Origin of the sequence: Komagataeibacter rhaeticus (assembly GCF_003207855.1) — a bacterium.
Taxonomy (GTDB): domain Bacteria; phylum Pseudomonadota; class Alphaproteobacteria; order Acetobacterales; family Acetobacteraceae; genus Komagataeibacter; species Komagataeibacter rhaeticus.
This window is the reverse complement of the sequence record NZ_NKTZ01000001.1, coordinates 433,416-459,256: the sequence shown is the minus strand read 5'-3', so window position 1 is coordinate 459,256 and position 25,841 is coordinate 433,416. Positions and strand designations below refer to the sequence as shown.

31 protein-coding genes and 1 tRNA gene are annotated in these 25,841 nt (G+C 65.1%); 13 read left to right on the top strand and 19 right to left on the bottom strand.

Annotated features, from left to right (window positions below):
* A partial coding sequence (locus CFR78_RS16420) for a hypothetical protein (protein WP_220032400.1) occupies window positions 1-279 on the top strand: 279 nt, incomplete at its 5' end.
* 2 nt (window positions 280-281) lie between these two features.
* Here CFR78_RS16420 and CFR78_RS02190 read toward each other — a convergent pair.
* The 3 genes from CFR78_RS02190 to CFR78_RS02180 all read right to left on the bottom strand — a co-directional run bounded on the left by CFR78_RS02190 (window position 282) and on the right by CFR78_RS02180 (window position 1,941).
* Window positions 282-794: a DUF192 domain-containing protein gene (locus CFR78_RS02190; RefSeq protein ID WP_034927229.1), complete on the bottom strand. Its 513-nt coding sequence runs from the start codon at window positions 792-794 to the stop codon at window positions 282-284.
* Between the two features lie 34 nt (window positions 795-828).
* On the bottom strand, window positions 829-1,488 hold the full coding sequence (locus tag CFR78_RS02185) for an MBL fold metallo-hydrolase (RefSeq protein WP_110580960.1): 660 nt from the start codon (window positions 1,486-1,488) through the stop codon (window positions 829-831).
* Window positions 1,489-1,560: 72 nt separating this feature from the next.
* Complete coding sequence (locus tag CFR78_RS02180) at window positions 1,561-1,941, bottom strand: host attachment protein (protein WP_034927320.1); 381 nt, start codon at window positions 1,939-1,941, stop codon at window positions 1,561-1,563.
* A 127-nt stretch (window positions 1,942-2,068) separates the two neighbouring features.
* Between CFR78_RS02180 and CFR78_RS02175 the strand changes: the two genes are divergently transcribed.
* From CFR78_RS02175 to CFR78_RS02160, 4 genes are all read left to right on the top strand, one after another.
* Window positions 2,069-3,157: an XdhC family protein gene (locus CFR78_RS02175; RefSeq protein WP_034927225.1), complete on the top strand. Its 1,089-nt coding sequence runs from the start codon at window positions 2,069-2,071 to the stop codon at window positions 3,155-3,157.
* Complete coding sequence (locus CFR78_RS02170; RefSeq protein WP_034927223.1) at window positions 3,154-3,789, top strand: nucleotidyltransferase family protein; 636 nt, start codon at window positions 3,154-3,156, stop codon at window positions 3,787-3,789. The genes CFR78_RS02175 and CFR78_RS02170 overlap by 4 nt, the downstream gene beginning before the upstream one ends.
* An 81-nt stretch (window positions 3,790-3,870) precedes the next feature.
* Window positions 3,871-4,221 (top strand): RidA family protein, encoded by a 351-nt coding sequence (locus tag CFR78_RS02165; RefSeq protein WP_007398841.1) that lies wholly within the window; start codon window positions 3,871-3,873, stop codon window positions 4,219-4,221.
* A 335-nt stretch (window positions 4,222-4,556) separates the two neighbouring features.
* Window positions 4,557-5,303, top strand: coding sequence for a CHAP domain-containing protein (locus CFR78_RS02160; RefSeq protein WP_083824463.1), 747 nt, complete (start codon window positions 4,557-4,559; stop codon window positions 5,301-5,303).
* A gap of 13 nt (window positions 5,304-5,316) precedes the next feature.
* Here the strand turns inward: CFR78_RS02160 and CFR78_RS02155 are convergent, their stop codons facing one another.
* From CFR78_RS02155 to rfaD, 14 genes are all read right to left on the bottom strand, one after another.
* Window positions 5,317-5,775, bottom strand: a complete 459-nt coding sequence (locus tag CFR78_RS02155; RefSeq protein WP_034927220.1) for a 23S rRNA (pseudouridine(1915)-N(3))-methyltransferase RlmH — start codon at window positions 5,773-5,775, stop codon at window positions 5,317-5,319.
* A 2-nt stretch (window positions 5,776-5,777) separates the two neighbouring features.
* Window positions 5,778-6,215 carry a ribosome silencing factor gene (rsfS, locus tag CFR78_RS02150; protein WP_034927312.1) on the bottom strand — a complete coding sequence of 146 codons (438 nt, stop codon included), beginning with the start codon at window positions 6,213-6,215 and terminating at the stop codon, window positions 5,778-5,780.
* A 107-nt stretch (window positions 6,216-6,322) separates the two neighbouring features.
* On the bottom strand, window positions 6,323-6,916 hold the full coding sequence (locus CFR78_RS02145) for a nicotinate-nucleotide adenylyltransferase (protein WP_051671976.1): 594 nt from the start codon (window positions 6,914-6,916) through the stop codon (window positions 6,323-6,325).
* A 53-nt stretch (window positions 6,917-6,969) separates the two neighbouring features.
* Complete coding sequence (locus CFR78_RS02140; protein ID WP_110580959.1) at window positions 6,970-8,253, bottom strand: glutamate-5-semialdehyde dehydrogenase; 1,284 nt, start codon at window positions 8,251-8,253, stop codon at window positions 6,970-6,972.
* Between the two features lie 55 nt (window positions 8,254-8,308).
* On the bottom strand, window positions 8,309-9,403 hold the full coding sequence (ychF, locus tag CFR78_RS02135) for a redox-regulated ATPase YchF (RefSeq protein WP_034927208.1): 1,095 nt from the start codon (window positions 9,401-9,403) through the stop codon (window positions 8,309-8,311).
* Window positions 9,404-9,409: 6 nt separating this feature from the next.
* Window positions 9,410-9,982, bottom strand: coding sequence for an aminoacyl-tRNA hydrolase (pth, locus tag CFR78_RS02130; RefSeq protein ID WP_007398833.1), 573 nt, complete (start codon window positions 9,980-9,982; stop codon window positions 9,410-9,412).
* 38 nt (window positions 9,983-10,020) lie between these two features.
* Window positions 10,021-10,638, bottom strand: coding sequence for a 50S ribosomal protein L25/general stress protein Ctc (locus tag CFR78_RS02125; protein ID WP_007398832.1), 618 nt, complete (start codon window positions 10,636-10,638; stop codon window positions 10,021-10,023).
* Window positions 10,639-10,753: 115 nt separating this feature from the next.
* Window positions 10,754-11,344, bottom strand: coding sequence for a histidine phosphatase family protein (locus CFR78_RS02120; protein ID WP_007398831.1), 591 nt, complete (start codon window positions 11,342-11,344; stop codon window positions 10,754-10,756).
* Window positions 11,345-11,411: 67 nt separating this feature from the next.
* A complete protein-coding gene (locus CFR78_RS02115) occupies window positions 11,412-12,401 on the bottom strand; it encodes a ribose-phosphate pyrophosphokinase (protein ID WP_034927308.1) in 990 nt (329 codons plus the stop codon).
* Between the two features lie 99 nt (window positions 12,402-12,500).
* Entirely contained in the window at window positions 12,501-13,982 is a 1,482-nt protein-coding gene (locus CFR78_RS02110; protein WP_034927205.1) for a hypothetical protein, read from the bottom strand.
* A 7-nt stretch (window positions 13,983-13,989) separates the two neighbouring features.
* Window positions 13,990-14,784: a peptidoglycan editing factor PgeF gene (pgeF, locus tag CFR78_RS02105; RefSeq protein ID WP_034927202.1), complete on the bottom strand. Its 795-nt coding sequence runs from the start codon at window positions 14,782-14,784 to the stop codon at window positions 13,990-13,992.
* On the bottom strand, window positions 14,781-15,800 hold the full coding sequence (locus CFR78_RS02100) for a class I SAM-dependent methyltransferase (RefSeq protein ID WP_034927306.1): 1,020 nt from the start codon (window positions 15,798-15,800) through the stop codon (window positions 14,781-14,783). Before CFR78_RS02100 ends, pgeF begins: the two co-directional genes overlap by 4 nt.
* Before the next feature lie 29 nt (window positions 15,801-15,829).
* Window positions 15,830-16,696, bottom strand: coding sequence for a prolipoprotein diacylglyceryl transferase (gene lgt, locus CFR78_RS02095; RefSeq protein WP_110580958.1), 867 nt, complete (start codon window positions 16,694-16,696; stop codon window positions 15,830-15,832).
* A 60-nt stretch (window positions 16,697-16,756) separates the two neighbouring features.
* Window positions 16,757-17,737, bottom strand: coding sequence for an ADP-glyceromanno-heptose 6-epimerase (gene rfaD, locus CFR78_RS02090; RefSeq protein ID WP_007398825.1), 981 nt, complete (start codon window positions 17,735-17,737; stop codon window positions 16,757-16,759).
* 168 nt (window positions 17,738-17,905) lie between these two features.
* Here rfaD and CFR78_RS02085 point away from each other — a divergent pair, with 168 nt between their 5' ends.
* From CFR78_RS02085 to CFR78_RS02065, 5 genes are all read left to right on the top strand, one after another.
* A complete protein-coding gene (locus CFR78_RS02085) occupies window positions 17,906-18,196 on the top strand; it encodes an accessory factor UbiK family protein (protein WP_007398824.1) in 291 nt (96 codons plus the stop codon).
* A 164-nt stretch (window positions 18,197-18,360) separates the two neighbouring features.
* Entirely contained in the window at window positions 18,361-18,864 is a 504-nt protein-coding gene (locus CFR78_RS02080) for a type III secretion system chaperone family protein (RefSeq protein WP_014106114.1), read from the top strand.
* Entirely contained in the window at window positions 18,864-19,700 is an 837-nt protein-coding gene (gene proC, locus CFR78_RS02075; RefSeq protein WP_034927195.1) for a pyrroline-5-carboxylate reductase, read from the top strand. Before CFR78_RS02080 ends, proC begins: the two co-directional genes overlap by 1 nt.
* Before the next feature lie 60 nt (window positions 19,701-19,760).
* Window positions 19,761-20,399 carry a hypothetical protein gene (locus CFR78_RS02070; protein ID WP_007398821.1) on the top strand — a complete coding sequence of 213 codons (639 nt, stop codon included), beginning with the start codon at window positions 19,761-19,763 and terminating at the stop codon, window positions 20,397-20,399.
* A gap of 92 nt (window positions 20,400-20,491) precedes the next feature.
* A tRNA-Gln gene (locus CFR78_RS02065) sits at window positions 20,492-20,566 on the top strand.
* A 129-nt stretch (window positions 20,567-20,695) separates the two neighbouring features.
* On the opposite strand, the gene CFR78_RS02060 is transcribed toward CFR78_RS02065, so the two are convergent.
* On the bottom strand, window positions 20,696-21,718 hold the full coding sequence (locus CFR78_RS02060) for an alpha-E domain-containing protein (RefSeq protein WP_034927193.1): 1,023 nt from the start codon (window positions 21,716-21,718) through the stop codon (window positions 20,696-20,698).
* Entirely contained in the window at window positions 21,700-23,166 is a 1,467-nt protein-coding gene (locus CFR78_RS02055) for a circularly permuted type 2 ATP-grasp protein (RefSeq protein WP_007398819.1), read from the bottom strand. Before CFR78_RS02055 ends, CFR78_RS02060 begins: the two co-directional genes overlap by 19 nt.
* Before the next feature lie 288 nt (window positions 23,167-23,454).
* On the opposite strand from CFR78_RS02055, the gene CFR78_RS02050 reads away from it, so the two are divergent.
* The 3 genes from CFR78_RS02050 to CFR78_RS16180 all read left to right on the top strand — a co-directional run bounded on the left by CFR78_RS02050 (window position 23,455) and on the right by CFR78_RS16180 (window position 25,838).
* A complete protein-coding gene (locus CFR78_RS02050) occupies window positions 23,455-24,372 on the top strand; it encodes a transglutaminase family protein (protein WP_034927190.1) in 918 nt (305 codons plus the stop codon).
* Window positions 24,369-25,454 carry a zinc-binding metallopeptidase family protein gene (locus CFR78_RS02045; RefSeq protein ID WP_110580957.1) on the top strand — a complete coding sequence of 362 codons (1,086 nt, stop codon included), beginning with the start codon at window positions 24,369-24,371 and terminating at the stop codon, window positions 25,452-25,454. The genes CFR78_RS02050 and CFR78_RS02045 overlap by 4 nt, the downstream gene beginning before the upstream one ends.
* Before the next feature lie 114 nt (window positions 25,455-25,568).
* Complete coding sequence (locus CFR78_RS16180; protein WP_172459697.1) at window positions 25,569-25,838, top strand: hypothetical protein; 270 nt, start codon at window positions 25,569-25,571, stop codon at window positions 25,836-25,838.
* The last annotated feature ends 3 nt before the right edge of the window (window positions 25,839-25,841 follow it).

Here is a 25,841-nt window from a genome sequence, read left to right as displayed (position 1 = left end):
CACCCAGTCCAGGCCGCCAATCATCGCCCTAAAGAGCAACAACCGCGCCGCCAGCATATCCCTTCCAGATACTCTCTCTATTCTCTTGTCAAAGACCAAAGCCCAATCGGGCCGAATAACCTAGCAAATCTCACCAGCAACCTCAAGAAGTTTCCCTCAGCGCCGCCGGTGAGTGCGGATATAGGTCCCACCCCCAAAACCGTCAATCAGAAAATGCACCTAAAAGGAAAAATATCTCAGGGAAAAACCAAAAAACGGCGGGAAACCAACAAATATTAGACTTACTTGGATGATGGTCCATTGTTCAGCACGGCCGAATCCACCCGGTCTCCCACCACGATTCCCAGCTTTTCGGTAATACCGGCCTGCAATTCCAGCGTTGCGCGCACGGGACCGTGACTGCTGATTCGGGCCAGGCTGAGGGGGACGGCGTTCTCGACAATGGAGGAAACGCGATTATCGGCGCCGATAAAAACGATATCGAGCGAAGCCCTGGTGTTTTCCATCCACATGTCGCTCTGGCGCGGGTACGGCCAGACAAAGATCATGCCCCCGTCAGCCGGGACGGACGGGCGGAACATCTCGCCCACCTGCTGTTCACGCGGGGTCATCGCCTTTTCCACCGTAAAGGCGTGTTTCGTACCATTGGCCGACGTGATGGTCAGCGCCACGGTGGGCAGCGGGGCCTGGGCGTGGGTGGGTTCCCCCGTTTCTTCCGCTGCCATGGCGGGAACGGAAACGGCGGCCATGCATGCGGCCAGAGCCAGCCACCGGCCGGGCTTGAGGGACATCATAAGCTGTTTTTCTCCTGCACCCTGTTATCCATGGTCACGTCAGGAAGGGATTGCCTGCACGTTCAGCACCGATTGTCGTTGCCGGGCCATGACCGGGCAGGATCGTGACATCATCGCCCAGCGGAAGCAATTGGTCACGGATGGCCGCGATCAGCTGGTCATGGTCACCATAAGGGAAATCCGTCCGCCCCACGCCGCTACGGAACAGTGTATCCCCCACAAAGGCAAAGCGGGATGCGGGATCATAAAATATGACATGCCCCGGCGTATGACCGGGCACATGGCGGACCTCGAAACTGTGGCCCAGTGCCTCCAGCGTTTCACCATGGCTGACAAATCGGTCAGGCTGCACGCTTTCCAGGCCCGTCACGCCAAACAGCGCCGCCTGCTGCGGGATGGCGGACAGCAGCGGCTCATCCGCCCTGTCCGGCCCGATCATGGGCACGGCCTTTCCCTGCCGGGCCGTCAGTTCCCGCCGCAGGGCATCCGCCCCGCCGGCATGGTCCAGATGGCCATGGGTCAGCCATATGGAGTCCACCACCAGGTCCTTCGCGGCAATGAACGCCATGATGCGCGGCACATCCCCACCCGGATCGACCACCACGGCGTGAAGTGTGGCGGGATTCCATAAAATGGAACAGTTCTGCCCGAATGCGGTAACGGGCACGATTTCGAGCGACAGGGGAGCCTGCATGGAATGACCCTAACTCTAATAAAAATGCGCCCCACGTTACCGCAGGGCGCATCAACCGGCCAGTGAAGCGGATCAGCGCTCCTTGGCCAGCGGCCAGCCGGTGGCCGGAATATCAAAATGCGATGCAAGGTTATGGTCGGGGGTGTTGGTCAGGTCGTGCTCGACCTCCTTCACCACCAGCGGGCGGGCTTGCACATCCAGATGGGTGCGGATCTGGTGCATCACCTCCCCCGGTGCCGCAATGGCCAGACCCGGCGTTTCCTTCGCACGCACGGCCCTGTTCAGGAATTCGGCAATGACCTTGCCATAAGCCCCATTGCGCGGGGCATCCATGCCCTTCGCGTCATCGCTCTTGAGATGGGTGAAGGTGGCCAGCCCATGTTCACCATGCTTGAGGATACGGGCATGAATGCTATCGGCAACAACATACCAGACGGGATCCACATAACTCATTTCATTACTCCATTCATGCACCGGCCCGATGCGGGGCGGCAGCGTGTTGTGACACAACATGGGGTGGCGGCCCGCGCATGTCTACCGGCTGGCATGCCTGCATGCGTGCTGATAGAGTAGCCCTGCCATGACAAAGATTTCATCCCTGCAGGATCCGCTGGATCTGCTGATCGACTGGGCACGGGCGGGACAGCCCTGCGCCATGGCGACAGTAACCTCGACATGGGGCAGTTCCCCCCGCCCGGCCGGCAGCATGATGGCCGTATGCGCCAATGGCCGCATAGAAGGGTCGGTCAGCGGGGGATGCGTTGAAGGCGCCGTGATCGAGGAAGCCCGCACCGTAATGGACACGGGCCGGCCCGTCGCCCTGTCCTATGGCGTATCCAGCGACGAGGCGTGGGCGGTCGGCCTTGCGTGTGGCGGACTGCTGGATGTGTACGTGACCGCCATCCGCACCCCCGAACATCCGCAGGGCACGCTGGATCTGGAGTTGCTGGAAACGGTGGCCGCAAAACGCCACGCGCGCGTACCGGTCATCATGGCGACCGAACTGGCAACAGGCCGCACGCGGCTGCTGTACCGGGATGCCGCCCCACCCGGACCGCAGCCGGACAACGGGCTGGAGACGAAACTCCACGCCCGGGCGGCGGAAGTCTTTGCAACCGGCCGCAGCCTGCGGCTGGAGGACGATACGGGGCAGGCCCTGTGGTTCCTCCACCTTGTGCCCATGCAGCCCCGCCTGCTGGTTGTGGGTGCCGTGCACATTGCACAGGTGCTGGCCCCCATGGCGCAGACGACCGGCTTTGACGTAACGGTGGTTGACCCCCGCACCCAGCTTGCGACAGCCGAGCGTTTTCCCGGCATCACACTGCACACCGACTGGCCGGACGAGGCAATGGCGCAGATGGGGGTCGATAACCAGACCGCCATCGTGACCCTGACCCACGACGCCAAGCTTGATGACCCGACACTGCACTACGCGCTGGGCAGTGATGCTTTTTATATTGGCGCGCTGGGTTCGCGCAAAACCCAGGCTTCCCGCGTGAAACGGCTGGGGGATGCCGGTTTCACGCCCGCGCAGATCGCCCGCATCCATGGCCCCGTGGGGCTTGCCATCGGCGCGGTGGGAGCAGCCGAGATTGCCCTTTCCATCCTGGCCGAAATCGTGGCCGTGCGCCATGACAGGCCGCTGGGGCGCGTATCGGGCTGGGCGTGAGCAGGGCCGCCCCCTGTGTCGCGGCCATCGTGCTGGCGGCGGGGGCCTCCAGCCGCACGGCGCCCGCGCACAAGCTGCTGGCCCCCGATGCAACCGGCCTGCCCATGATCGCCCGTACGCTGCGCGCGGTAGCCGCCTGCCGGGCCGATCCGCTTGTGATCGTGTTCGGACATCGCAGCACCGAAATCCAGGCCGCCGCCCTGCGGGGCATCCCGCCAGAGCGCATGCCGCTATGCATCAGCGCGCGCGACCATGAAGCCGGGCTTTCGCGCACGCTGGCCGCCGGCATGGCGGTGGCGGCACAGCACGACGTGGCGGGCACGCTGATCTGCCTGGGGGACATGCCCCTGATTTCCTCTACCCTGCTGGACCGCATGATCGCTGCCTTTGCCGCCCATCCGGCCTGTCCGGGCGTGATGCCGGTGCACGCGGGACGGCGCGGAAACCCGATCCTGTGGAGCCGCCGCCTGTTCCCCGCCCTGATGACGCAGGCGGGCGACAGGGGGGCACGCGCATTGCTGGACCGGTACGGGGCGGACATGCCGCAGGTCGCGGCCGGCCCGGAAATAACCGAGGATTTCGATACCCCTGCCCGGCTGGCTGAGTACGCACGTCTTTTTGCAGGCGGTTGACCTTGGCCCGGACCGGCGCAAAGAGAGAGGGCAGCACATGCGGCATGCCCGCATGCCTGCCAACCAACTAGGACCAATGACATGAGCAAGATCATCCGCACCGAGCCCAACGCCATCCTGTCCAAGGTTGTGGAATATCATGGCTTCCTGTTCACGCAGGGATTCGTGGCCCGCGACCTGTCCGCCGACATCACGGCGCAGACCAGGGACATCCTGACCCAGATCGATGAGGCGCTGGAACTGCACGGCACCGACAACACCCGCCTGCTGCAGGCCCAGATCTGGCTGAAGGACATCAACGACCGTGATGCCATGAACGCCGTATGGAGCCCCTGGCTGCCCAAGGGCGGCGCCCCTGCCCGCGCCTGCGTGGAAGCCAAGATGGCCCATCCGGACGTACTGGTCGAAATCATGGTGATCGCCACCAAATAAGACATATGGGAAGACAGGTGGGGCAGTGCAAAACATGTCACATTTTTGCAACTTTCCTGTCTTCCCAGAATCATTCCACTTCTGTTCTCACTGACTGTTTACGGCCTTTTTATGCCCAAAAAACAGGGGCTGACTGGTCCGAATAAAGAATTTATTCCTATTTTTTTATTAAGATACCCTTTTTAGGGGAAATCTGTCCTGTTGCTGTTCATCCTTCACAGCGCAGGCTTGTCAGACTTGCAACGGGCTTGCTACTCGATGAACACGATGTGAGCCAGTTATTAAAGAATCACCCCAATGCGGTGGAGAGATTGTAGAAAATGTGGATCAGAAACATGAAGCGTGGCCTCCTGCTTTCCGTCCTTGGCGCCACGTTCGGATTCATGTTTTCGGAACAGGGGCAGGCCCATACAACCCGGCATGCCAGCCACATCCATCCCGCCGCAGCCACCGCCACGCACGGCCATGCCATTCACCATGCAGCCCTGCGCCGCGGGCACGGACATGAGCGGGGTCATGTGATCCAGTGCGTGGCCTTTGCCAAATCGGCATCGGATGTCGAAATCCGCGGCAACGCGGTCGACTGGTGGTATAACGCAGCCGGGCGCTACGCCCGTGGCAGCGCGCCCGAGGAAGGCAGCGTACTCAACTTCCGTGGCACGCGCCGCATGCCGCTGGGCCATGTAGCCGTGGTGCGGCAGCTGGTCAACAGCCGCACGATCATCATCGATCAGTCGCATTGGGGCCAGGGCGGTATCAGCCGCGCGGTTCCTGTCATTGACGTTTCCCCCAACAATGACTGGTCGGCCGTGCGCGTGGCACTGAACAACCATAGCGGCGGGTTTGGCAGCATCTATCCCACCTACGGCTTCATTTACGCCCGCCCGGCCGCAGGTTCGGACGTGATGCTGACCACGTATCAGAAAGCCATGCACAGCAACCCCACCGTGATGGCGCAGGCGCAGCCCCGTACCCGCCACAACAGCACGGAAGTGGCGGAAGCCCCCGAGGGCATTGCCGCGGGCCGCGCAACGTCTTCACTGGCCTATACGGATGACGTGCCGAATCGTTCCCTGCGCTAGGGTCTAAAAAACGTCAGGGCCGACCAGCCCGATGATAGGGATGGCCGGCCGAAATGGCGCGGGCGCGATAGAGCTGTTCGGCCAGCATGCCGCGCACCAGCATGTGCGGCCAGGTCATCCTGCCAAGCGACAGTGTATGATCGGCCCGCTGTACGACCGGGGCATCAAGCCCCTCGGCTCCACCAATCACGAAACATAATGGCCTTGGGGTTTCGACCCACTGCTCCACCGCGCGTGAAAAGGTCAGACTGTCGTAGGTCCGGCCCCCTTCGTCCATGGCAACAACCAATGCGCGTTCAGGCAGCGCCGCAAGAATGGCCTGTCCTTCGCGGCGCTTGATCTCATTGGGTGCCCCGCGCCCTTCCGCCAGTTCGGTCAGCCTGATGCGGGGGGAAAGCCGGGTGGCATAGCGTTCAAACAGGTCACGCTCCACCCGGTCCTTCATGCGGCCTACGGCAATCAGGTGAAACAAGATTATTCCACCGGGGTGGCTGGCGCATCCGGCGGCACATCCAGGTCAGCGCCCCACATCCGCTCCAGCCCGTACAGCGCACGCGCTTCGGCCTTGAACAGATGCACCACGATGTCACCCGCATCCAGCAGCACCCAGTCGGAACCGCCTGCCCCTTCGGTGCGGATGCGCTTCAGCCCCGCTTCCCCCAGCTTACGGTCGATATGGGCTGCCATGGCCGCGATCTGCCGGTCCGCAAGGCCGGTTGCGATCACCATCCGGTCAGCGAAGGAAGCCCGTCCGGTCAGGTCGATCACCACGATATCCTCGGCCTTGTCATCTTCCAGGCTGGTGGTGATGATTTCCAGAAACTGGTCGACACGGGGGTCGGGTTCGCGCGTCCGGGTGGCGGTGGGACCAGCCACGGCTGCCTTCTTGCGTGGCGTGCCCGGCACCTGCATGGCGCTGCCCAGCGCGCCTGTGGTCACGCGCGGCTGCCCGGCGGAGAGGGGGCTGCCGGTGCGGTGCCTGGCGCTGCCCTCGGCTGTAGGCTTTCTGGTTATGGCTGTTACTCCCGTCGGTGGCCGGACCCGGCCTGCGATGCACGTATTTCTGTAGCTGATATAGCGTTCTGTGGCGCGGGAAGAAAGACCCATGCCGGTGGCGTGCACAGGGCAAGCCTTCCCGCTTCCCGCGCGGGGCGGCGCCAGGGTGCCATGATATGGGCGATCTGCCCGTGCAGTGCCGGGCCATTATAACCCGGTCGCGGCAGAACCGCGAGCGGAACCATGCGGACCAGATCGGTCCAGCGCCGCCACCGCCCCATCTGGGCCAACCCGTCCGCCCCCATGAGCCAGACAAACCGCACATGCGGGAAAAGCCGTTTCAGGCGCGCCAGCGTATCGACCGTATAGCGTGTGCCGATATGGCGCTCGATATCGGTTGCAACCAGCCTGCGCGTGCCCAGCCCCCGCAGGCGCGCCCGCACCCCGGCCAGCCGCTGCGCCAGCGGCGCCATGCCCGCCGCGGGCTTGAGCGGATTGCCCGGCGAGACCAGGAACCAGACCTGATCAAGCCGGAGCTGGCGCAACGCCCGGCAGGCCAGTTGGATATGGCCTTCATGCACCGGGTTGAACGATCCCCCCAGCAGGCCCACGCGCATGGACCGCCCGTCCCCCCGGACCGACGGGGCTGCCCCCGTGCCGCGCAACAGGCTCAGGCCCGGACCTGTCCGGTGCCGATCACTTCGTAGCGGTAGGTGGTCAGCTGCTCCAGCCCGACCGGCCCACGGGCATGGAAACGCCCGGTGGCTATGCCGATCTCGGCCCCGAAACCGAACTCTCCCCCATCACAGAACTGGGTGGAGGCATTCCACATGACCACCGCGCTGTCCGTTCCGTTCAGGAACGTCGTGGCCGCGGTTTCGTCTTCCGTCACGATGGCCTCGGTATGCGCGCTGCCGTAGCGGGCGATATGCGCCAGCGCATCCTCCACGCCATCCACCACACCAACGGACAGGACCGCATCCAGCCATTCGGTGGCAAAATCCGCATCCGTCGCGGCGGGAAGGTCGGGCACGACCGCGCGCGCGCACTCATCGGCACGGAAGGTGCAGCCACGGGTGGCCAGATCCTCGATCAGGCCGGGCAGGATCCTGGGCGCGATCGCCTGATCCACCAGCAGCGTCTCGGTCGCACCGCATATGCCCGGCCGGCGCAGCTTGGCGTTCAGCACGATGCGCCGCGCCATTTCCAGATCGGCGGCGGCATGGACATAGGTGTGGCACAGCCCCTCGGCATGGGCCAGTACCGGCACGCGGGCCTCGGCACAGACCCGTTCGACCAGCGACTTGCCGCCACGGGGAATGATCAGGTCGATCAGCCCCGCCGCCCCCAGCATGGCAGCCACATGCGCGCGATCCGCATCGGGCGGGATCTGCACGCAGTCCACCGGCAGGCCGGCGGCCTTCAGCCCGGCCTGCATGGCAGTATGGATGACGCGCGCGCTGTTCAGGCTGTCCGATCCGCCCCGCAGGATGACCGCGTTGCCGGACTTGATGCACAGCGCCGCCGCGTCCGCGCCCACGTTGGGACGGCTTTCATAGATCATGCCGATGACACCCACCGGGGTGGCGACCCGGCGAATACGCAGCCCGTTGGGCCGGTCCCATTCCGCCATGACATGGCCCACCGGGTCGGGCAGGCCGGCCACCTGCTCCAGCCCCAGCGCCATGGCCTCGACCCGTTCGGGGTTGAGCGTCAGCCGGTCACGGAACGCACTGGCGCCGGTAAAGGCGGCCAGGTCACGCGCATTGGCCGCCAGCAGTTCAGGCTGGGCCGCACGCAGCGCCTGGGCCGCGGCCATCAGGGCGGCGTTGCGGGTGGTGGTGCTGCTGCGGGCCAGCACACGCCCGGCCTGGCGCGCGGCAAGGGTCATGGCGCGGATCACGTCCGGCTGCGGTGCATCAGCCCGCGCGGGGGTTGCAACAGCCTTGTCCATGATCCGTTACTCCTTGCATGATGGCCAACCGGGACATCCCGTATCGGCCCCTGTATCAGACGTTGAAGCGGAACAGCAGGACATCCCCGTCCTGCACCACGTAATCCCGCCCCTCGATGCGCAGCCTGCCCGCCTCACGCGCGCCCGCTTCGCCATTGCAGGCAATGTAATCATCATATGCAATGGTCTCGCAGGCAATGAAGCCACGCTCGAAATCATTGTGAATGACGGCGGCCGCCTGCGGGGCCCTGGTGCCTTCGGTAATGGTCCAGGCCCGCGTTTCCTTGGGGCCTACCGTAAAGTAGGTGTTCAGCCCCAGCAGGCGGTAGCCCGCCGCGATCACCCGGTCCAGCCCGCTATCCTTCAGGCCCAGGCCCTCAAGGAATTCCACGCGGTCTTCCGCCCCAAGCTGGCTGACCTCGGCCTCGATCGCGGCGGAGACGACAACCATCGCCGCCCCCTCCGCTTCGGCGCGGGCGCGCACGCGCTCGGAAAATTCGTTGCCCGTTGCCGCCGATGCCTCATCGACATTGCAGACATACAGCACCGGCTTCGATGTCATGAGCTGGAGGCGGCGCACCGCTTCCTCCTGCCCCGCCGGGATCGCCTCACGCGCGGGGCGGCCTTCGCGCAGGGCCGCGATCAGCGGTTCCATCAGTTCGACCTGGGCCGCCGCCTCACGATCATTGCCGCGCGCCTTCTTCTGCAGCGCCACGATCCGCTTTTCCAGCGATTCAAGGTCGGCCAGCATGAGTTCGGTCTCGATGATCTCCGCATCGCGGATGGGATCAACACCGCCTTCGACATGGGTGATGTCGTCATCCTCGAAGCAGCGCAGCACATGGATGATCGCATCCACCTCGCGGATATTGGCCAGGAACTGGTTGCCCAGGCCTTCCCCGCGTGACGCGCCGCGCACCAGGCCCGCGATATCGACGAATTCAAGGCTGGTGGGCAGGATCTTCTGCGACTTGCCGATACGCGCCAGATTGGCCAGCCGCGCATCGGGCACCGCCACGCGCCCGACATTGGGCTCGATGGTGCAGAACGGATAGTTCGCGGCCTGCGCCGAAGCGGTCTCGGTCAGGGCGTTGAACAGCGTCGATTTGCCGACATTCGGCAGGCCCACGATGCCACAGTTGAAGCCCATACGCCCTTACTCCCCGGCCTGCGCGGCCATTCTTGTCATGAACAGTTCCGGCTTCCCGTCCGCAAGCAGCGTGGCCTCATCGGCCAGCGTATCCAGCATCGGGTCAAGCCACTCGTGGTCCGCGCGGGAAAAGTCACCCAGCACATGACCCGTCACACGCTCGCGGCTGCCCGGATGCCCGATGCCCAGCCGCACGCGCCAGTATTCTTTCGTGCCCAGCATGCGGTCCATCGACCGCAGGCCGTTATGGCCCGCCGCCCCGCCGCCACGCTTCACGCGGATGCGCCCGGGGTCCAGGTCCAGTTCATCATGGAACGCCGTGATGGATTCGGCTGGCAGTTTATAGAAGGCGGCCGCCTGCTGAACACTCTCGCCCGAGAGGTTCATGTAGGTCATGGGCCTGAGCAGCAGCACCTTGTGCCGCCCCACCATGCCTTCGGCCACCTCACCACGGAAGCGCCTGCGCCACGGGGCGAACCCGTGGCGCGCGGCAATCCGGTCCACCGCCATGAACCCGACATTGTGACGATTCCGGCTCATCCCCGGCTCGGGGTTACCAAGACCGGTCCAGAGCAGCATCGTTCATCTCCTGTCGTGTATCCGGGCGGTGGGGGGGATCAGCCCTCGGTGGTGGCTTCGGCTTCAGCGGCCTCGGCGTCCTCGTCAATGCTCGGGGGGGCCACGTTGGCGATGACGAAGTTGTTGTCATGCTGCACGGGGGTCACGTTCTCCGTGCCCTTCAGGTCTTCCCAGCGCACGTTGTCGTGGAAGTCGAGCTTGGACAGGTCGGCGGTAAAGAACTCGGGGATATTGGCCGGATCGACCACCACGTCCACCGTGTGGCGGACAATGTTCATCACGCCACCACGCTTGACACCGGGGGAGACTTCTTCACCCTCGAAGCGGATTTCCACTTCCACATGCACCTTGTGGCCAGCGGCCAGGCGCTGGTAGTCCACATGGATCGGCGCGTCGGACACGGGGTGCAGCTGCACTTCACGCAGCAGGGCATGCACGGAGGCGCCCTTCTCCACCGAGATGTCATAGATGCGCGAGCGCCAGCCGGACTTGTGCAGTTCACGGTAGACGATGCGGGGGTCAAGCGCGATCAGGACGGGTTCCTGGCCTGCGCCATAGATGACACCGGGCACCAGCCCGGCACGCCTCGTTGCACGCGCTGCCCCCTTACCAGCCTTCGCGCGCGAAGAGACTTCGATTTTCGTGAATTTGGTCACTTGTTTGCTCCTGAAACACAAGCGCGCGGGCCTCCAGGGGTGCCAGCGCGTGCGCGGCCTTTAACGGAAAACCGCGTCCGATGCAATCACCCAGGCCTTACCCGTGCCCGGTTTTTCAGGAAAGGGCGCTCAGGCTCCAGACCGGCGTGGGGCCGGGTTCGACCCACATGGGGGTGGCATTGGGCAGGCGCACATTGGGCTTGAGATGCATGGCCGCGCGCAGGGCACGGAACATGGCGCCGTGGCAGACGATCAGCGGCACGCCCTCATGCTCCAGCGCACGGTTGACGGCCGATACCGCGCGCGCGCGGAGGTCGGCGAAGCTTTCGCCATTGGCGGGCGTGTAGTCCCCTGCGATCCAGCTGTCGTACCATGTGCCCATCGGCTTGCCTTCCTCGTCCCCGAAGCAGACTTCCTTCAGCCCGTCATCCACCGCCACGTCAAAACGGGGGGCGCCATGGGCGGCAAGCTGGTCAGCCACGATTTCAGCCGTGCGGCGCGCGCGCACCAGCGGCGAGGATACGATGCGCACGATCGGCGCATGGTCACGCCAGTGCCGCGCCAGAAGCAGGCCCGCCGCCTCCGCCTGCGCAATGCCGGTGGCATTGAGCGGGATATCCGTGCGCCCCTGTGACCGGCCCTGTGCATTCCAGTCGGTTTCCCCGTGGCGCAGATACCAGTAGGGCCGGGAAATCAGGTCGGTCATGGGGCGTTCCTTCTTGATACAACCCCTTGGGGGTAACGCCCCGCGCCAGCCATGGTCAATGCCACCGTCAGTCAAACAGCGAGGAAACCGAACTTTCATCCGAGATGGCCTGCATCGCGCGCGAGATCAGGCCCGCCGTGCTGATCTGGCGGATATTGGCCGATTCCTTGACCGCCTCGGTCGCCATGATGCTGTCGGTCAGGGTCAGCATCCCCAGCGGGGACTGGCCCACGCGGCTGACCGCGCTGCCGGTCAGCACACCATGGGTCACGTAGGCTTCCACCGCGGCCGCACCATGCTTCATCAGCGCTTCCGCCGCGTTGCACAGCGAACCGCCGCTATCGACGATATCATCCACCAGAATGCAGTAGCGACCGCGCACGTCACCGATCACGTTCATGACTTCGGACACACCGGCGCGCTCACGCCGCTTGTCGATGATGGCCAGATCCACGTTCAGCCGCTGCGCCAGCTGGCGCGCACGCACCACGCCGCCCACGTCGGGCGAGACGATCATGAGATTGTGCGGCCCGCCGGGAATGTCCATCGGCGGCGCGTCATAGGGCAGCGGCGGCTCGCCCTGAAGCTTCATGCGGCCCCGGATGTCGCGCGTGAACAGGGGGGCTGCGTACAGGTTGTCCACCGGGATATCGAAGAAGCCCTGGATCTGCATGGCGTGCAGGTCCATGGTCAGCAGGCGGTTGGCGCCGGCCTCGACCAGGATGTTGGCGACCAGCTTGGCGCTGATGGGTGTGCGGGGGCCGGATTTGCGGTCCTGCCGGGCATAGCCGAAATACGGCATGACCGCCGTGATGCGCCGTGCCGACCCGCGACGCAGCGCGTCAAGCATGATCAGCAGTTCCATCAGGTTGTCATTGGTGGGGGAACAGGTGCTCTGGATGACAAACACGTCCTCGCCACGCACGTTCTCATGAATCTCGACAAAGATTTCCATATCGGCAAAACGCCGCACGGTCGCATTGCAGAGCGGCAACCCCAGTTCCATCGCGACCTTTTCGGCCAGAGGCAGGTTGCTGTTACAGGCGACAATTTTCATCGTATGGCGCTCCCGGGCGGCGATACAGGCGATGGGGCAGGCGTTTTTCCGCACCCCCGTTCTTTATGTGCCGCCTTCTAACAACCGGCACATAACCTGTCACCTGTCTATGGCGGGCGGCAGCCGCACACCAGCCCGTCGTTGCTGATCCGTCACACCGGCGCCGGCTGGCGGCAGGACCACACCGGGGAAGGGATGCGGCGCCACCGGACGTGCCACCGTTACGGGCGTGCCACTGATTTCATGCACGGTGGCCGTGCCCGCATCGGGGACGGGGGTAGCGGTAGCACTGGGCATGGGTGGCCACCGCTCCGGCTGCCGCAGGGCGGGAGCCGCGGGTTTTGCCACCGGCCGGGGGACGGATGCCGGAGGCCTGGCGGCCACCGGCGCCGTGGCAGGAACCACCGGGGTGGCAACAGTCCCGGCCGCCATTGCAGGTGCTGCAGCAGGGCGTGACGTGGGTACCGTCACGGCAGGGGCCACGGGAACGGCAACGGGAGCCGCCACCGGGGTCGTCACTGGCGCAGGCGTGCCAGCCGCTACGGAAACAGGCACAGAGGGAACGGCCGGCGTGCCGGGCGCAGGTGCCACGGCGGCGGCCGGCGGCGCCCCCCTTTCCCCCGCCGCCAGCCGGGACGGGACAGGCTGCTGCGGCGCGGCCAGCGTGCCATCCGCCGCCAGCGGCGCATTCGCCCGGCCGGAATAACGGGTTATGATCTGCCGGGCGGCCCCTGCCGCCTCATCGGCGGCCGATACCGCGACCGCTCCCCATTTCCTGTCCAGGGAATGGGCCGCGATGTCATGGATCTGGGTGGCGGCCCCTGCTTCCTTGCCCTGTGCGTCAACTACCTGCCATGTCAGCACGATATGCTGCTGGCGGTTGAGCGATGTCGTGGTCACGGCATCATTGAGCACTACGGTGCACCGCACGGTGTAATCAGCCCCCGCCGCCGTATGCCGGATATCCTCATGCGCATCGGGGAAGGCCGCGATGAAGGCCTGCGCCAGGGCATGGTCCCCATCGCCCGGCGCGCCACGCACGCCTGCGAAATACACATGCGCCGGACGGTTCTTGAGGCTGTTGGGGTCCTTCTGCATCTGTGCCGCCTGAATCCCGGTCAGCAGTTCGGCCACGCCGGGTGCCGCCACCTGTGCCGAACGGGCGGCGGCCTGTCCATCCGCCGCCTGCCACTGGGCCGCGGGAACGGGCGCGCCCGCCATATGGCCACGTTCCTCGCCCTTGGGGGTCATGACGGCATAGATGGGCACGATCGCGCCATTGCTGGTGGTGGCCGTCATCTTCAGCCACCAGTCACCGGGGCGCACGGGCTGGGCCATGGCGGGCACGGACTGCGCCAGCAGGGCATCGACCATGGCATGCTGCCAGACCTGTGCCGCCGCCGCGTCCGTGCCCGGCCCGGTCGAGACCGGCACCGCCAGCCGCGCGGTCGGTGCCTGCGCCACACTGCCCGCGCCCGTGGGGCGGAAAGGATGCGGCATGTTCACGCAGCCACCAAGGGCGCCAAGCGCGGCGACGGCTGACATCATGACCAGCCGCCGGGCAAAAACTTCTGACATCATGATCCTTCTATATCGCCCGGCAGGCAATAACGGAAATCTGGTGGCCAATCGGGCCACCGCCGGCCAGCGTGCGGCGGCGATGGCTGAAAAACCGGGCTTCATCATGCAATGTGTCGAGTCCCACCGCCACGGCCCGCCCCACACCGCAACGCGCCAGCCGCCCGACACAGTAGCCGGGCAGGTCGAACATGAAATGCCCCTGCCGGCTGGCCGGCGTGAAAAAGCGGGCGGCGGATGCATCCCATGCCAGCACGGCATCACGCATGTCCGGTCCCACCTCATAACTGTGGGGGGCGATGCAGGGCCCGACCACCGCGCTGATCCCGTCCGGCGCGCAGCCCAGCGCGCCCATGGCGGCCACCACCGACTCCACAATACCCCCACATGCCCCGCGCCAGCCCGCATGCGCGGCCCCCACCACCGTGCCCTGTGCGTTGCTGAACAGGATGGGCGCGCAATCGGCGGTAATCACACCCAGCGCAAGGCCCGGCTGGCTGGTCACCAGCCCGTCCCCCTCCGGCCCGGCACCTGTCGGCCATGGGCTGGTCACGGTCAGGGTGCGCGCGCCATGCACCTGCGTCAGGCCCAGCAGGTTCCCCGGCGGCACATCCATGTACTGCGCCACGCGGCGGCGGTTCTCACGCAGCGCTTCGGGCGCATCGGCCGAGCGGGTGGAACAGTTCAGGCTGGCATACGGGCCGGTCGAAACACCCCCCTGCCGGGTAAAGAACCCGTGCCGGGCGGCGGCCAGAAGCGGTGCGCGCACGACCTGTGCATCCGTAATGGCGCTGTCCGTCATCATCGTGTTCCCCCGTTGGGTGTTGTCCCGTCGTCATCCATGCGTCGGCCCGCAAAGCCCGGCAGGTCACCCGCAAGCCCCGCCGCAAGCCCGAGCACGCGAAAAAGCTGGCCCATGCGCTCCGGCGCCGCAAGCCTTGCCGCCGCGGCACGGGTTGCCGCCGCCTGGTCCGGGGCCGCGCGCTCAAGCCGCGCGCACCGCGCCGCAAGCCCCAGCGCGGACAAAAACCGCCCCTGCGGCACGCTGCCCCATACATCCACGCCATGCGCGGCCTGTGCGATGGAGCGGAAGTCAACATGCGCGGTCAGGTCCGCCGTGCCGGGATCGCGCAACGGGTCCGCCGGGCGGCCATCGCGCAGGGCCTGCAGGCTGTCCCCCCACGCGGGCGCGTCATAACCATAATCGATCAGCAGCGCCGCACCCGACCATCGCCGCAGCCGGGCGGCAAGGGCCTGCGTGAAATCCAACGCGGGCTGGCAGGTTTCCAGCACCGCCCCCTCTGGCACCGCCCGCCCGCGGGCGGGATGGGTGGCGGGAAAGGATGCGGGCGCCCCCACGAACGCGCCATGATGCACAAACCGTTCCTCCCACCCCCCTGCCCGCCTTGTGAACTGGCGGATGGGCAGCGCATCAAGGAATTCGTTGGCCAGCAGGATCATCGGGCCATCCGGCACGGTGGCAAGGCTGTCATGCCAGCAGGGCGGAATCAGGGTGCCCCCCTCCAGCGCATGCGCCTGTACGCCACGCAGGCGCGGTGATGTCTCGATCAGGTGAAGCCGCACGGCCCGGTGGCAGGCCGGGGCGACACGGCGCACAAGGCGCAGCGCATCAGCCATGAGCGTGCCCCGGCCCGGCCCGGCCTCCACCAGCATGAACGGGTCCGGGCTGCCAAGCTGCCCCCATGCAACGGCAACCCACGCCCCCAGCAGTTCACCAAACATCTGCGATATTTCAGGTGACGTGATGAAATCGGCAAACGGGTCGCAGCCCGCGTAATAGGCGGCATTGGCCCGGGCCATGAAATGGTCCAGGCGTTCCGCCCCGTCCCTCACCGCGCTGCCCCGCCATCCACGGCTTCCGGCTCCGGTTCCGGCGCGGCCATGACGGATGTGCGCGCCGGCCGCAGGCAGGCATTGAGCATGAGCCCCGCCCCGCCAATGGCCATGGGCACGCACAGCACCTGCCCCATGGTCACGCCAAAGGGCAGGAAGCCGATGAAGGCATCAGGCTCGCGGAAGCATTCGCACACCGTGCGCGCCACGGCATAACCGAACAGGAACAGCCCCGCGATGAACCCCGGATGCTGCCGCGCGCGCAGGCTGCGCGAGACGCACCACAGCACGGTGAACAGCACCAGCCCCTCGGCAAAGGCCTCGTACAGTTCGGACGGGTGGCGTGGTTCCGGCCCGGCGTCGGGAAAGATCATGGCCCATGGCAGGGAGGACGGCGCGGGGCGGCCCCACAGTTCGCCATTGATGAAATTGGCAATGCGCCCCAGCCCCAGCCCGATGGGCACCACCGTCGTGATGCGGTCCGAAAAGGCAAGGAAGCTCAACCCGTTGAGGCGTGTGAACACGATCAGCGCGATGATCACCCCCGCCGCCCCCCCATGGAACGACATGCCGCCATGCCAGACCTGCAGGATATTGAGCGGATGGGCCAGGTAATAGCCCGGCTGGTAGAACAGGATGTAGCCAAGCCGCCCCCCCAGCACCACGCCCAGCGTGGCCCATGTCAGGAAGTCATCCACCTGTACCGTGGTCGCGGCCCGTGGTGGCAGGGCCATCAGATGGCGCGCGATCCGCCACCCCGCCACCAGTGCGACAATATAGGCCATGGCGTACCAGCGGATGGCGAACGGCCCGAAATGGACCATTACCGGATCGAACTGCGGAAAGATCAGGACAGGCAGCATCGGCCCACTTTCATGTCAGGGTTGCGGCGGCACCAGGCAGGACGCCCACGGGCAGGGTACCTAAAGATAGGGGTCGGGGCGGGCAAGATAGTCCTGCACGTAGCGGCGCACGCCATCCTCCAGCGTGGTGAAGGGGCGGCTGTAGCCCGCGGCGCGCAACCTGCGCATGTCGGCACAGGTAAAGGACTGGTACTGGCCGCGCAGGCTTTCGGGCATGTCGATGAATTCGATCTGGCGGGCGACACCCGCCGCGTCACACACCGCATGCGCCAGATCGGCATAGGTGCGCGCCACCCCCGTGCCGCAGTTGAACAGCCCGCTGACATGCCCGTGGTCCAGCAGCCAGAGCATGACATCGACCACGTCCCCCACCCATATGAAGTCGCGCGCCTGCGCCCCGTCGGCCAGGCCCGGCACGTCGGAGCGGAACAGGCGCAGCGGCTGGCCCGCGCGGGCTTCGTCATACTTGACCCTGACCACCGAGATCATGCGGCCCTTATGGTATTCGTTGGGACCATAGACATTGAAAAACTTCAGCCCCGCCCAGGACAGGCCGGGCAGTTCCCCCTTTTCCAGCCGGTGCAGCAGGCCAGTGTCGAATGCCTGCTTGGACCAGCCATACAGGTTGAGCGGGCTGAGGTGGTCCAGCGCCCCCGGGTCATCGCTGAACTGCTCCACCCGGTCGGCGGCCCCATAGGTGGCGGCGGACGAGGCATAGATGAAGCGCACGCCCGCATGCGCGCACCATGACGCCAGACGGTGGGACAGGTCCACGTTGGTGCGCCATACCAGATCCCCGTCCGTGGCCGTGGTCTCGCTTATGGCGCCAAGATGGATCACGGCCCCCACATCCGGCCCGCTGGCCAGCCATGCGTCAAGCGCCTCGGGGGCGATGATCCGGCCGGGGGCGTGATGGCGCAGGTTGCGCCACTTGCCCGCGCTGCCCAGCCAGTCCACCACCACCGTCTCCACGCCACGCGCATGAAGGGCCTGCTGCATGCACGAACCGATAAAGCCCGCGCCACCCGTAATCACGATCACTGTCCCGCACCCCGCCTGTTGCCGCCTGGAAGTCGGTGGCGCGGCCCATGCGCGCCCATGACTATCGTGCGGATAGCCCTGAGGCGGCAATGTGTCTATAGTGGCGGCTTTCATCCCGCCCGTGGCCTGACAGAAGACGCGGCGCGGTCCGTTCATGGAGTACCCATTATGTCCGACAGGCCCCGCATTCTTGATGACCTTGCCGGTGTGGCCGGTGGGGCGTTTTCCGCCCTTGCCGGCGTGCGTGAGGAAATCGGCGCCATCGTCCGCGCCCGTGTGGACGAGACGCTGGGCAGCCTGAACCTCGTGCGCCGCGACGAATTCGAGGTGGTGCGCGAAGTGGCCACCCGCGCCCGGCTGGCCCAGTCCGAAATGGAAAACCGGATTGCCCGGCTGGAAGAACGCGTATCCGACCTGGAAGCCAGCCTGACCGCGCCCACCCCCCGGCCGCACGCCTGATCACCCCGCCCCAGCACAACGCTTGCAGCCGGTGCCCGCGCGCCATAGGGTATCAGGACGGTCCGCGCCCTGATTCCCCGCAACAGGACACGGACCGGGTTGCAGAGACACGGAATCCGGCCAGCACGCCGGATTTCCTCCACGACGGCTTCGGGGAGTGCCACATGCCTGCTCTGACTCAGACAACACGCACACGCAATACGAATCCACTCGATCTGATGGAACAGATCGTGGGCGGATACGACTGGAATTTCGAACGCCGCAGCGATTCGGAAATGGCTGCCGAGGCACCGGGCAAATGGTGCGATTACGGGCTGTTCTTCTGCTGGTCGGAAGAAGTCAGCGCCATGCATTTTACCTGCACGTTCGACCTCAAGGTCCCCGCCGAGCAGCGCCAGAACCTGTTCGAACTGGTGGCCCTGGCCAATGAGCGGCTGTGGATCGGCCATTTCGGCATGGACCTGGAACATGGCACCCCGGTCTTCCGCCATGCCGTGCTGCTGCGCGGATCACGCGGGGCCTCCATGGAAAGCCTGGAGGACATGATCGATATCGCCCTGACGGAATGCGAACGCTTCTACCCCGCCTTCCAGTTCGTGCTGTGGGGCGGCAAGAAACCCGCCGAGGCGCTGGAAGCCGCCATGCTGGACTGCGCGGGCATGGCCTGATGGCGGACATGCTTCCCCCCGTGCTGCTTGTCGGCTGCGGCAACATGGGTGGCGCCATGCTTGATGGATGGCTGAAGGAAGGGCTTGCCCCTTCCTTCATCATCGACCGGCACCGCCCTTCCGTCCCCGCCCCGCACCATCTGGTGCGCAGCGAGGACGAGGTTCCCGACAGCTTCCATCCCGGCATGATCGTACTGGCCACCAAACCGCAGAAGGTGGACGCCGTCATGTCCGCCATCGCCCCCTTCGCGCTACGCGCGCCGGTGCTGTCGGTTCTGGCGGGCCGCCGGTCGGGCGACCTGGCCGACCGGCTGACCGATGCCCTGCCCGCGGGCAGCCCGATGCCGGTGGTGATCCGCGCCATGCCCAACACGCCCAGCAGCATTGGCCAGGGCATGAGCGTATGCTACGCCCCCCCCGCCGCGACACCCGCGCAGCGTGCCCTGTGCACGCGCCTGCTGCGCGCGGTGGGCGACGTGGCCTGGATAGACCATGAAGACCAGATGGATGTGGTGACCGCCATATCCGGCAGTGGACCGGCCTATGTCTTCCTGCTGGCCGAACTGCTGGAGGAAACCGGCGTGGCCCAGGGCCTTCCCCCCGCCCTGGCCCGCCAGATCGCCCGCCAGACGGTGGCGGGTGCGGGCGCGCTCATGATACAGGGCGGCATGGACGCCGCCACCCTGCGCCGCAACGTGACCAGTCCCGGCGGCACCACGCAGCAGGCGCTTGAGGTGCTGATGGCCCCGGACGCCTGGCCTGCCGCCCTTGCCACCGCCGTACGGGCGGCGGCGCGCCGGTCACGCGAACTGTCGGGCGCATCACCCGTTTCATGACCATGCGTGCCCGCATGGTTTGCCCTTGCTGAACCCCCAACCCGGAAGACCAGGCCCTCTATGGATAACGACCAGTTTGACGCCACCCTTCTCCGCTCCGCCCTGGAACGTGCCGCCCTGCACGGCTGGCGCCGCACGACGGTCGTGGACGCCGCGCGCGAGGCGGGGCTGAGCCTGGATACCGCACGCAAGCGTTTTGGGTGCAAGACCATGCTCCTGCTGACACTGGGGCGGCTGGCCGATGAGGCGGCCCTGGTCGAGGACGGGTCCGAAGGCAGCGTGCGCGAAAAGCTGTTCGACATGATCATGCGCCGCCTTGATGTATTCCAGCAGTACCGCGAGGGCGTGCGCGCCGTCCTGCGCGCCGTGCCGCTGGACCCGCCGCTCGCACTCCTGCTGGGCGGGGCCACGATGGAAAGCATGAAGTGGCTTGCGGATGCCGCGGGGCTGGACACGGCGGGCCTTGCCGGTGTGGTGCGCCTGCAGGCGCTGCTGGGTGTATGGACCCTGACCCTGCGCGCCTGGGACAGGGATGACAGTCAGGACATGGGCCTGACCATGGCCGCCCTGGATCAGGCGCTGGACCGCGCGGCCCGCTTTACCGGACTGGCGCCCGTCACCCCGCAATCCCCCGCCGGCACCACCCCGGACGCGGGCACCGACCCGATGGTCGACCTGCCGCTGGAACCTTCCGCCTGAATGATGGTACCGGGTGCTGCCCCCTTTACGGCACCGCCCTTTAGACATTAGAAGATCCCCGGATCATGCGAATCGCGTGATCCGTGATCTGATGGGGCGTAGCCAAGTGGTAAGGCAGCGGATTTTGATTCCGCCATGCGGAGGTTCGAACCCTCCCGCCCCAGCCAGTTTCCGGCATCTGGAAATTACAGACGTTTCGGACGAAGCTTTTCCCGCAAAGCGCCGGGAACTGCCGCCTTCCTGAAATAAAGGCGGCATCCGGAAATTTTCATCCGGTCCCGACAGACGGGGCGGCGCTATGCCTGCACGGACACCACCGGCGGCCAGAAGGCATTGGCAATATCGTTCTGGATCTGCCTGAGCTGGCGCTGGATCCAGTCCATGTATTCATGCAGGCCGCGCATGATGATGTCTTCCACCGTCTGCTCGACCAGTGTCACGCGCAGTTCCTCCACCCGCTCCTGGCTTGGGCTGCAATGGCGCAGCCGGTATTCCCCCGCAAGGGAGGCCAGCGCGCAGTCCACACTGCGCAGGCTGGCGGAAAGCGAGCGTGGGAATCCGTCGTTCTTGAGCATGAAGCCCACGATATTGGCTGGCGTCATGCCTTCGGGCAGCACCCGGCGAAAGGCATGATAGGCCGCCGCCGAACGCAGGACCGATGTCCACTGGCTCATGTCGATATCCGACCCCACGCCCGCCCCACTGGGCAGCAGGGTATGGTATTTTATGTCGATCAGCCGGGTGATCTGGTCCGCACGTTCCAGGTTCTTGCCCAGAATGTAGAACAGCCATGCCTGGTCACGGTACAGCGTGCCTTCGGTAATGCCGAAATGGGTCTGGCAGTCCTGCTTGAGCCGGGTGCACAGGGTGGACAGGTATCCCGCGCCAGTATCATCCGGCCCCAGTTCCATGACCCAGCGGGTAAAAACGTTGAGATGCATCCACATCTCCGTCGAGATCAGCGGGCGCAGCACGCGGGCATTCTCACGCGCGCAACGCGCCATGGACACGATGGAGTCCGGGTTGTCGCGGTCGGTAATGTAGAAGGACACCACGCTGCGCTCGGTCACGCTCTTGTGGTGCTGGAAGAACAGCGCATCATCGGCATTGATGCGGATGACGCTGTCCCACCCCGCATCCATGTTGCTGGCCTGCACGGATGTGCTGGTCACCTCGATCAGGCGCGCCATGTTCTCGATGCGCTCCATGTAGCGCGCCAGCCACATCGTGCTTTCGGCATAGCGTGAAAGCAGGTTGCGCAGGCCCGGCAGCACCGGGGGAGGAAAGGCTGAAACCTGTGTCATGATGCCAGAACCCATGTATCCTTTGCCCCGCCACCCTGCGAGGAATTGACCACCAGCGACCCCTTGCGCAGCGCGACCCGCGACAGGCCACCGGGCAGGACCCATGTATCGCGCCCGGTCACGGCAAAGGGCCGCAGGTCCACATGCCGCCCCTCCACCCCCGCCGGGCACAGCGTGGGCGAGACGGACAGGCTGATGACGGGCTGGCTGATGTAATTGGCCGGGTCGGCACGCAGCAGCGTGCGGAATTCATCCAGCTGCGCCTGTGTCGCATGCGGGCCGATCAGCAGCCCGTAGCCACCGGATTCACCCACCGGCTTGACCACCAGATGCTCCAGGTTGGCCAGCGTGTAGGCCAGCCCCTCGGGCTCGCCACATATATGGGTTTCCACGTTGGTCAGGATCGGCTCCTGGTCCAGGTAGTAGCGGATGATGCGCGGCATGTAGGCATAGACCGCCTTGTCATCGGCAACGCCGGTGCCAAGGGCATTGGCCAGCGTCACGTTGCCCCGGCGGTAGGCATCCACCAGTCCCGGCACGCCCAGCAGGCTGTCGGGGTTGAAGACCAGCGGGTCAAGGAAGTCGTCATTGAGCCTGCGGTAGATGGAATGGACCGGCCGCGGGCCGCCCACCGTGCGCATGTAGACGCGCCCGTCCTCCACCATGAGGTCGCGGCCCTCGACAAGCGGAATGCCCATCTCGCGCGCCAGGAACACATGTTCGAAATACGCGGCGTTGTAGATGCCCGGCGAAAGCAGGACCACCTGCGGGTCCGCAACGCCCGTAGGGGCGACCTCCGCCAGCGCGCGGTGCAGGCGGGGGCCGTATTCATCCACCGGGCGGATGTCCAGCCCGGTGGCAAGGTCGGGCATGAGGCGCAGCATCATCTGCCGGTCCTCCAGCACGTAGGACACACCCGAGGGGGTGCGGGCATTGTCCTCCAGCACCAGGAAACGGCCATCGCGGTCGCGCACAAGGTCGGTGCCGTTGATGTGCACGTAAACCCCGCCGGGCACATCCAGCCCCACCATGGCCTGACAGTAATTGGAATTGCCCAGCACCAGATCCGCCGGCACCACGTTATCTCGCAGGATATGGCGGTCGTGATAGATGTCATGCAGGAACAGGTTGATCGCCTGCACGCGCTGCTGCACGCCGCGTTCCACATGATCCCACTCGGCCGCGGTCAGCACGCGGGGGATGACGTCGAAGGGCAGGACGCGGTCGATCGCCTCGCGGTCGGAATAGACGGTAAAGGTAATGCCCAGGCGGTAGAACTGGGCTTCCACCGCCGCCGCCCTGCGGCGCAGTTCAGCCAGATCGAAACGCGCCAGGCGCTCGCGCACCAGTTGCAGGCCGGGGGGCGGGATGTCCCTGCGGTTGAGCAGTTCACAGAAAAAATCCGGAACGTCATACGTCGCGAACAGCCCGGCCGCCTGTGCCGCCATTTTCATGTCATTCATGCCCTACCCCCGCTGGAATGGAGGTGGATCAGGGGCGAAGGAATCATATCCACCCACCTGCCGTTAATCATTTCGATCCATGACTACGGGAGCAAGAAAATCGTCTCTTGCCAAGAACGAATCTTGCCCGACCTTCCCTTTCGGGCGCAAATCGCTGAAAAATACGATATTGCTGCCACCGCCAATCCTGATAGCGTGGGGGCGGCACACTGCAACCATGTCCGAACCGTACCATCGTCGGGTCTCGATGGCAGGCATGCGGGACTGTTTTCCGGGGCTCAAGAGTACATGAACGCGCATGCCATGCTGGTCCACCACACACGCTACCGCTACGACCGGCCCGTTCACCTTGGTCCCCAGACAATCCGCCTGCATCCCGTGCCCGACTGTCCGGGCGTGCTGTCCTACAGCATGGACATAAGCCCCACGCCGCATGGCTGTACATGGGAGCACGATCCTTTCGGCAACCGGATCGCCCGCGTCACCTTTACCCGGCAGGTCACGCATTTCGACATTACCATCCGCCTTGCCACGGACCAGACGCCCACCAATCCCTTCCATTTCACCATCGCCCCGGCGGCCCGCCTGTGGCCCGCGCCGGCACCGGACAGGAGTGCTGACCCCGCCCTGGCCCCCTACCTGCAGCCCGCCTGCCCGCCCGGCAGCCCCACCCCGCTGCTGGATGCGCTGGTACGGACGTGGCGCGCCACCCTGCCGCGCCCCACGCTGGAGATGCTGGTGGAACTGACGCGCGCCATCGCCACCCGCGTCACCTACCGCATCCGGCTTGAGGCGGGCGTATGGTCACCGGAGGAAACCCTGCGCAACGGTGCCGGTTCATGCCGGGACAGTGCATGGCTGCTGATCGCGGTACTGCGCGGGCTGGGCGTTGCCGCACGCTTCGTGTCCGGCTACCTGCTCCAGCCGCGTGCCGGTGCGCCGGGGCAGTATGGCGGTGAACTGCATGCCTGGGCGCAGGCATACGTGCCCGGCGCGGGATGGATCGGGCTGGATACGACATCGGGCCTGCTGGCGGCACAGGGCCATGTACCCCTGGCCGTGGCGGCCGCCCCCCATCAGGCCGCCCCCGTAAGCGGGCTGCTGGACCACTGCGTGGCCACATTCGAGGCGGTGATGGAAACCATTCCCCTGCCCCCCGCTACCAATGCCCGCTCCCCCCTGCGGCGAACCCATATCTCCTCATGAAGCTGTTTTTCTGCCAGTCGTGCGAACAGGTCCTGTTTTTCGAGAATACGGCCTGCGAACGCTGTGGCCATACGCTGGGCTACCTGCCACAGGATACCGAACTGTATGCACTGGATGCGATGGGCGACGGGCTGTGGCGGCCGCTGGGCGCGGGTGCGCACCACACACCCCGCGCCCTGTGCGCCAACAATGCCCATAGCGCGTGCAACTGGCTGGCCGAGCCGAGGCAGGTCTACTGTATTGCGTGCAGCTTCAACCGCACCATTCCCAACCTGTCGGTGCCGGGCAACATCGCGCGGTGGCAGAAGCTGGAAGTGGCCAAGCACCGGCTGTTCTATACCCTGCTGCGTCTGGGCCTGCCCATGCGCAACCGGCGCGAAGACCCGGCAAACGGGCTGGCCTTCGACTTTCTGGACAGCCAGCCCGATGGCACGCCCGCCATGACCGGCCACATGAATGGCATCATCACCATCGCCATGAACGAGACGGATGATGCCCAGCGCGAGAAAATGCGCCAGGAAATGGGGGAATACTACCGCACCCTGCTGGGCCATTTCCGCCACGAGATCGGGCATTATTACTGGAACGTTCTGATCCGCGATGCCAGGCCGGACCGGCTGGACGCCTGCCGCGCGGTGTTTGGCGATGAACGACAGGACTACGCCGCAAGCCTGCAGGCCCATTACAATACGCCGTCCAGCACCGACTGGCGTGGCCGCTATGTCAGCCACTACGCCACATCCCACCCGTGGGAGGACTTTGCCGAGACATGGGCGCATTACCTGCACATCATCTCGACACTGGAAACCGCATGGGCCTACCGCATTTCCATTGATGCGGCGGGCGCGCATGCCCCGCCGCTACGCACCAGCATCCGGCGTGACCCCTATACCGAAATGTCCTTTGACGAAATCACGCAGGGCTGGCTGCCGCTGACCTATGCGGTCAACAGCCTCAACCGCTCCATGGGGCTGCCGGATTTCTATCCCTTCGTGCTGACGCCCGAGATCCTGCGCAAGCTGTCTTTCATCCATGACCTGATCCGCGAAAGCCGCGTGGCACAGGCGCCTGCCGGGGCCTGATCGACTGTCAGAATTTTATAATTTTAAAAATGTCCCTTTTGGTTTATATTAAGATTTCGATGAATATATATGTTAAAATTTCTAGCATAAAAAGTATTTACGAAAAGGGATAAAATGGGAATAGCCATACTTTCTTCTGAAGCAATATTTGCTTTTTTACTTGTATTTCTGGGCCTTTTCATTCCATTTTTATTCAGAATTATTGTGTATACAATCCGTTTTACATATCATATTTTCATATATTTCATTAGCGGTGAATATAAAAAAGATATGGCAAAAATAGATCAGGAAGATGCAGAAAAAGCCAAGGCCGAAGCCGCAAAAAGGAAGAAACCGAACAGTCGTGGCTTTGAAGACGAGTTAAGAAAACAATATAACCTCTAAGGC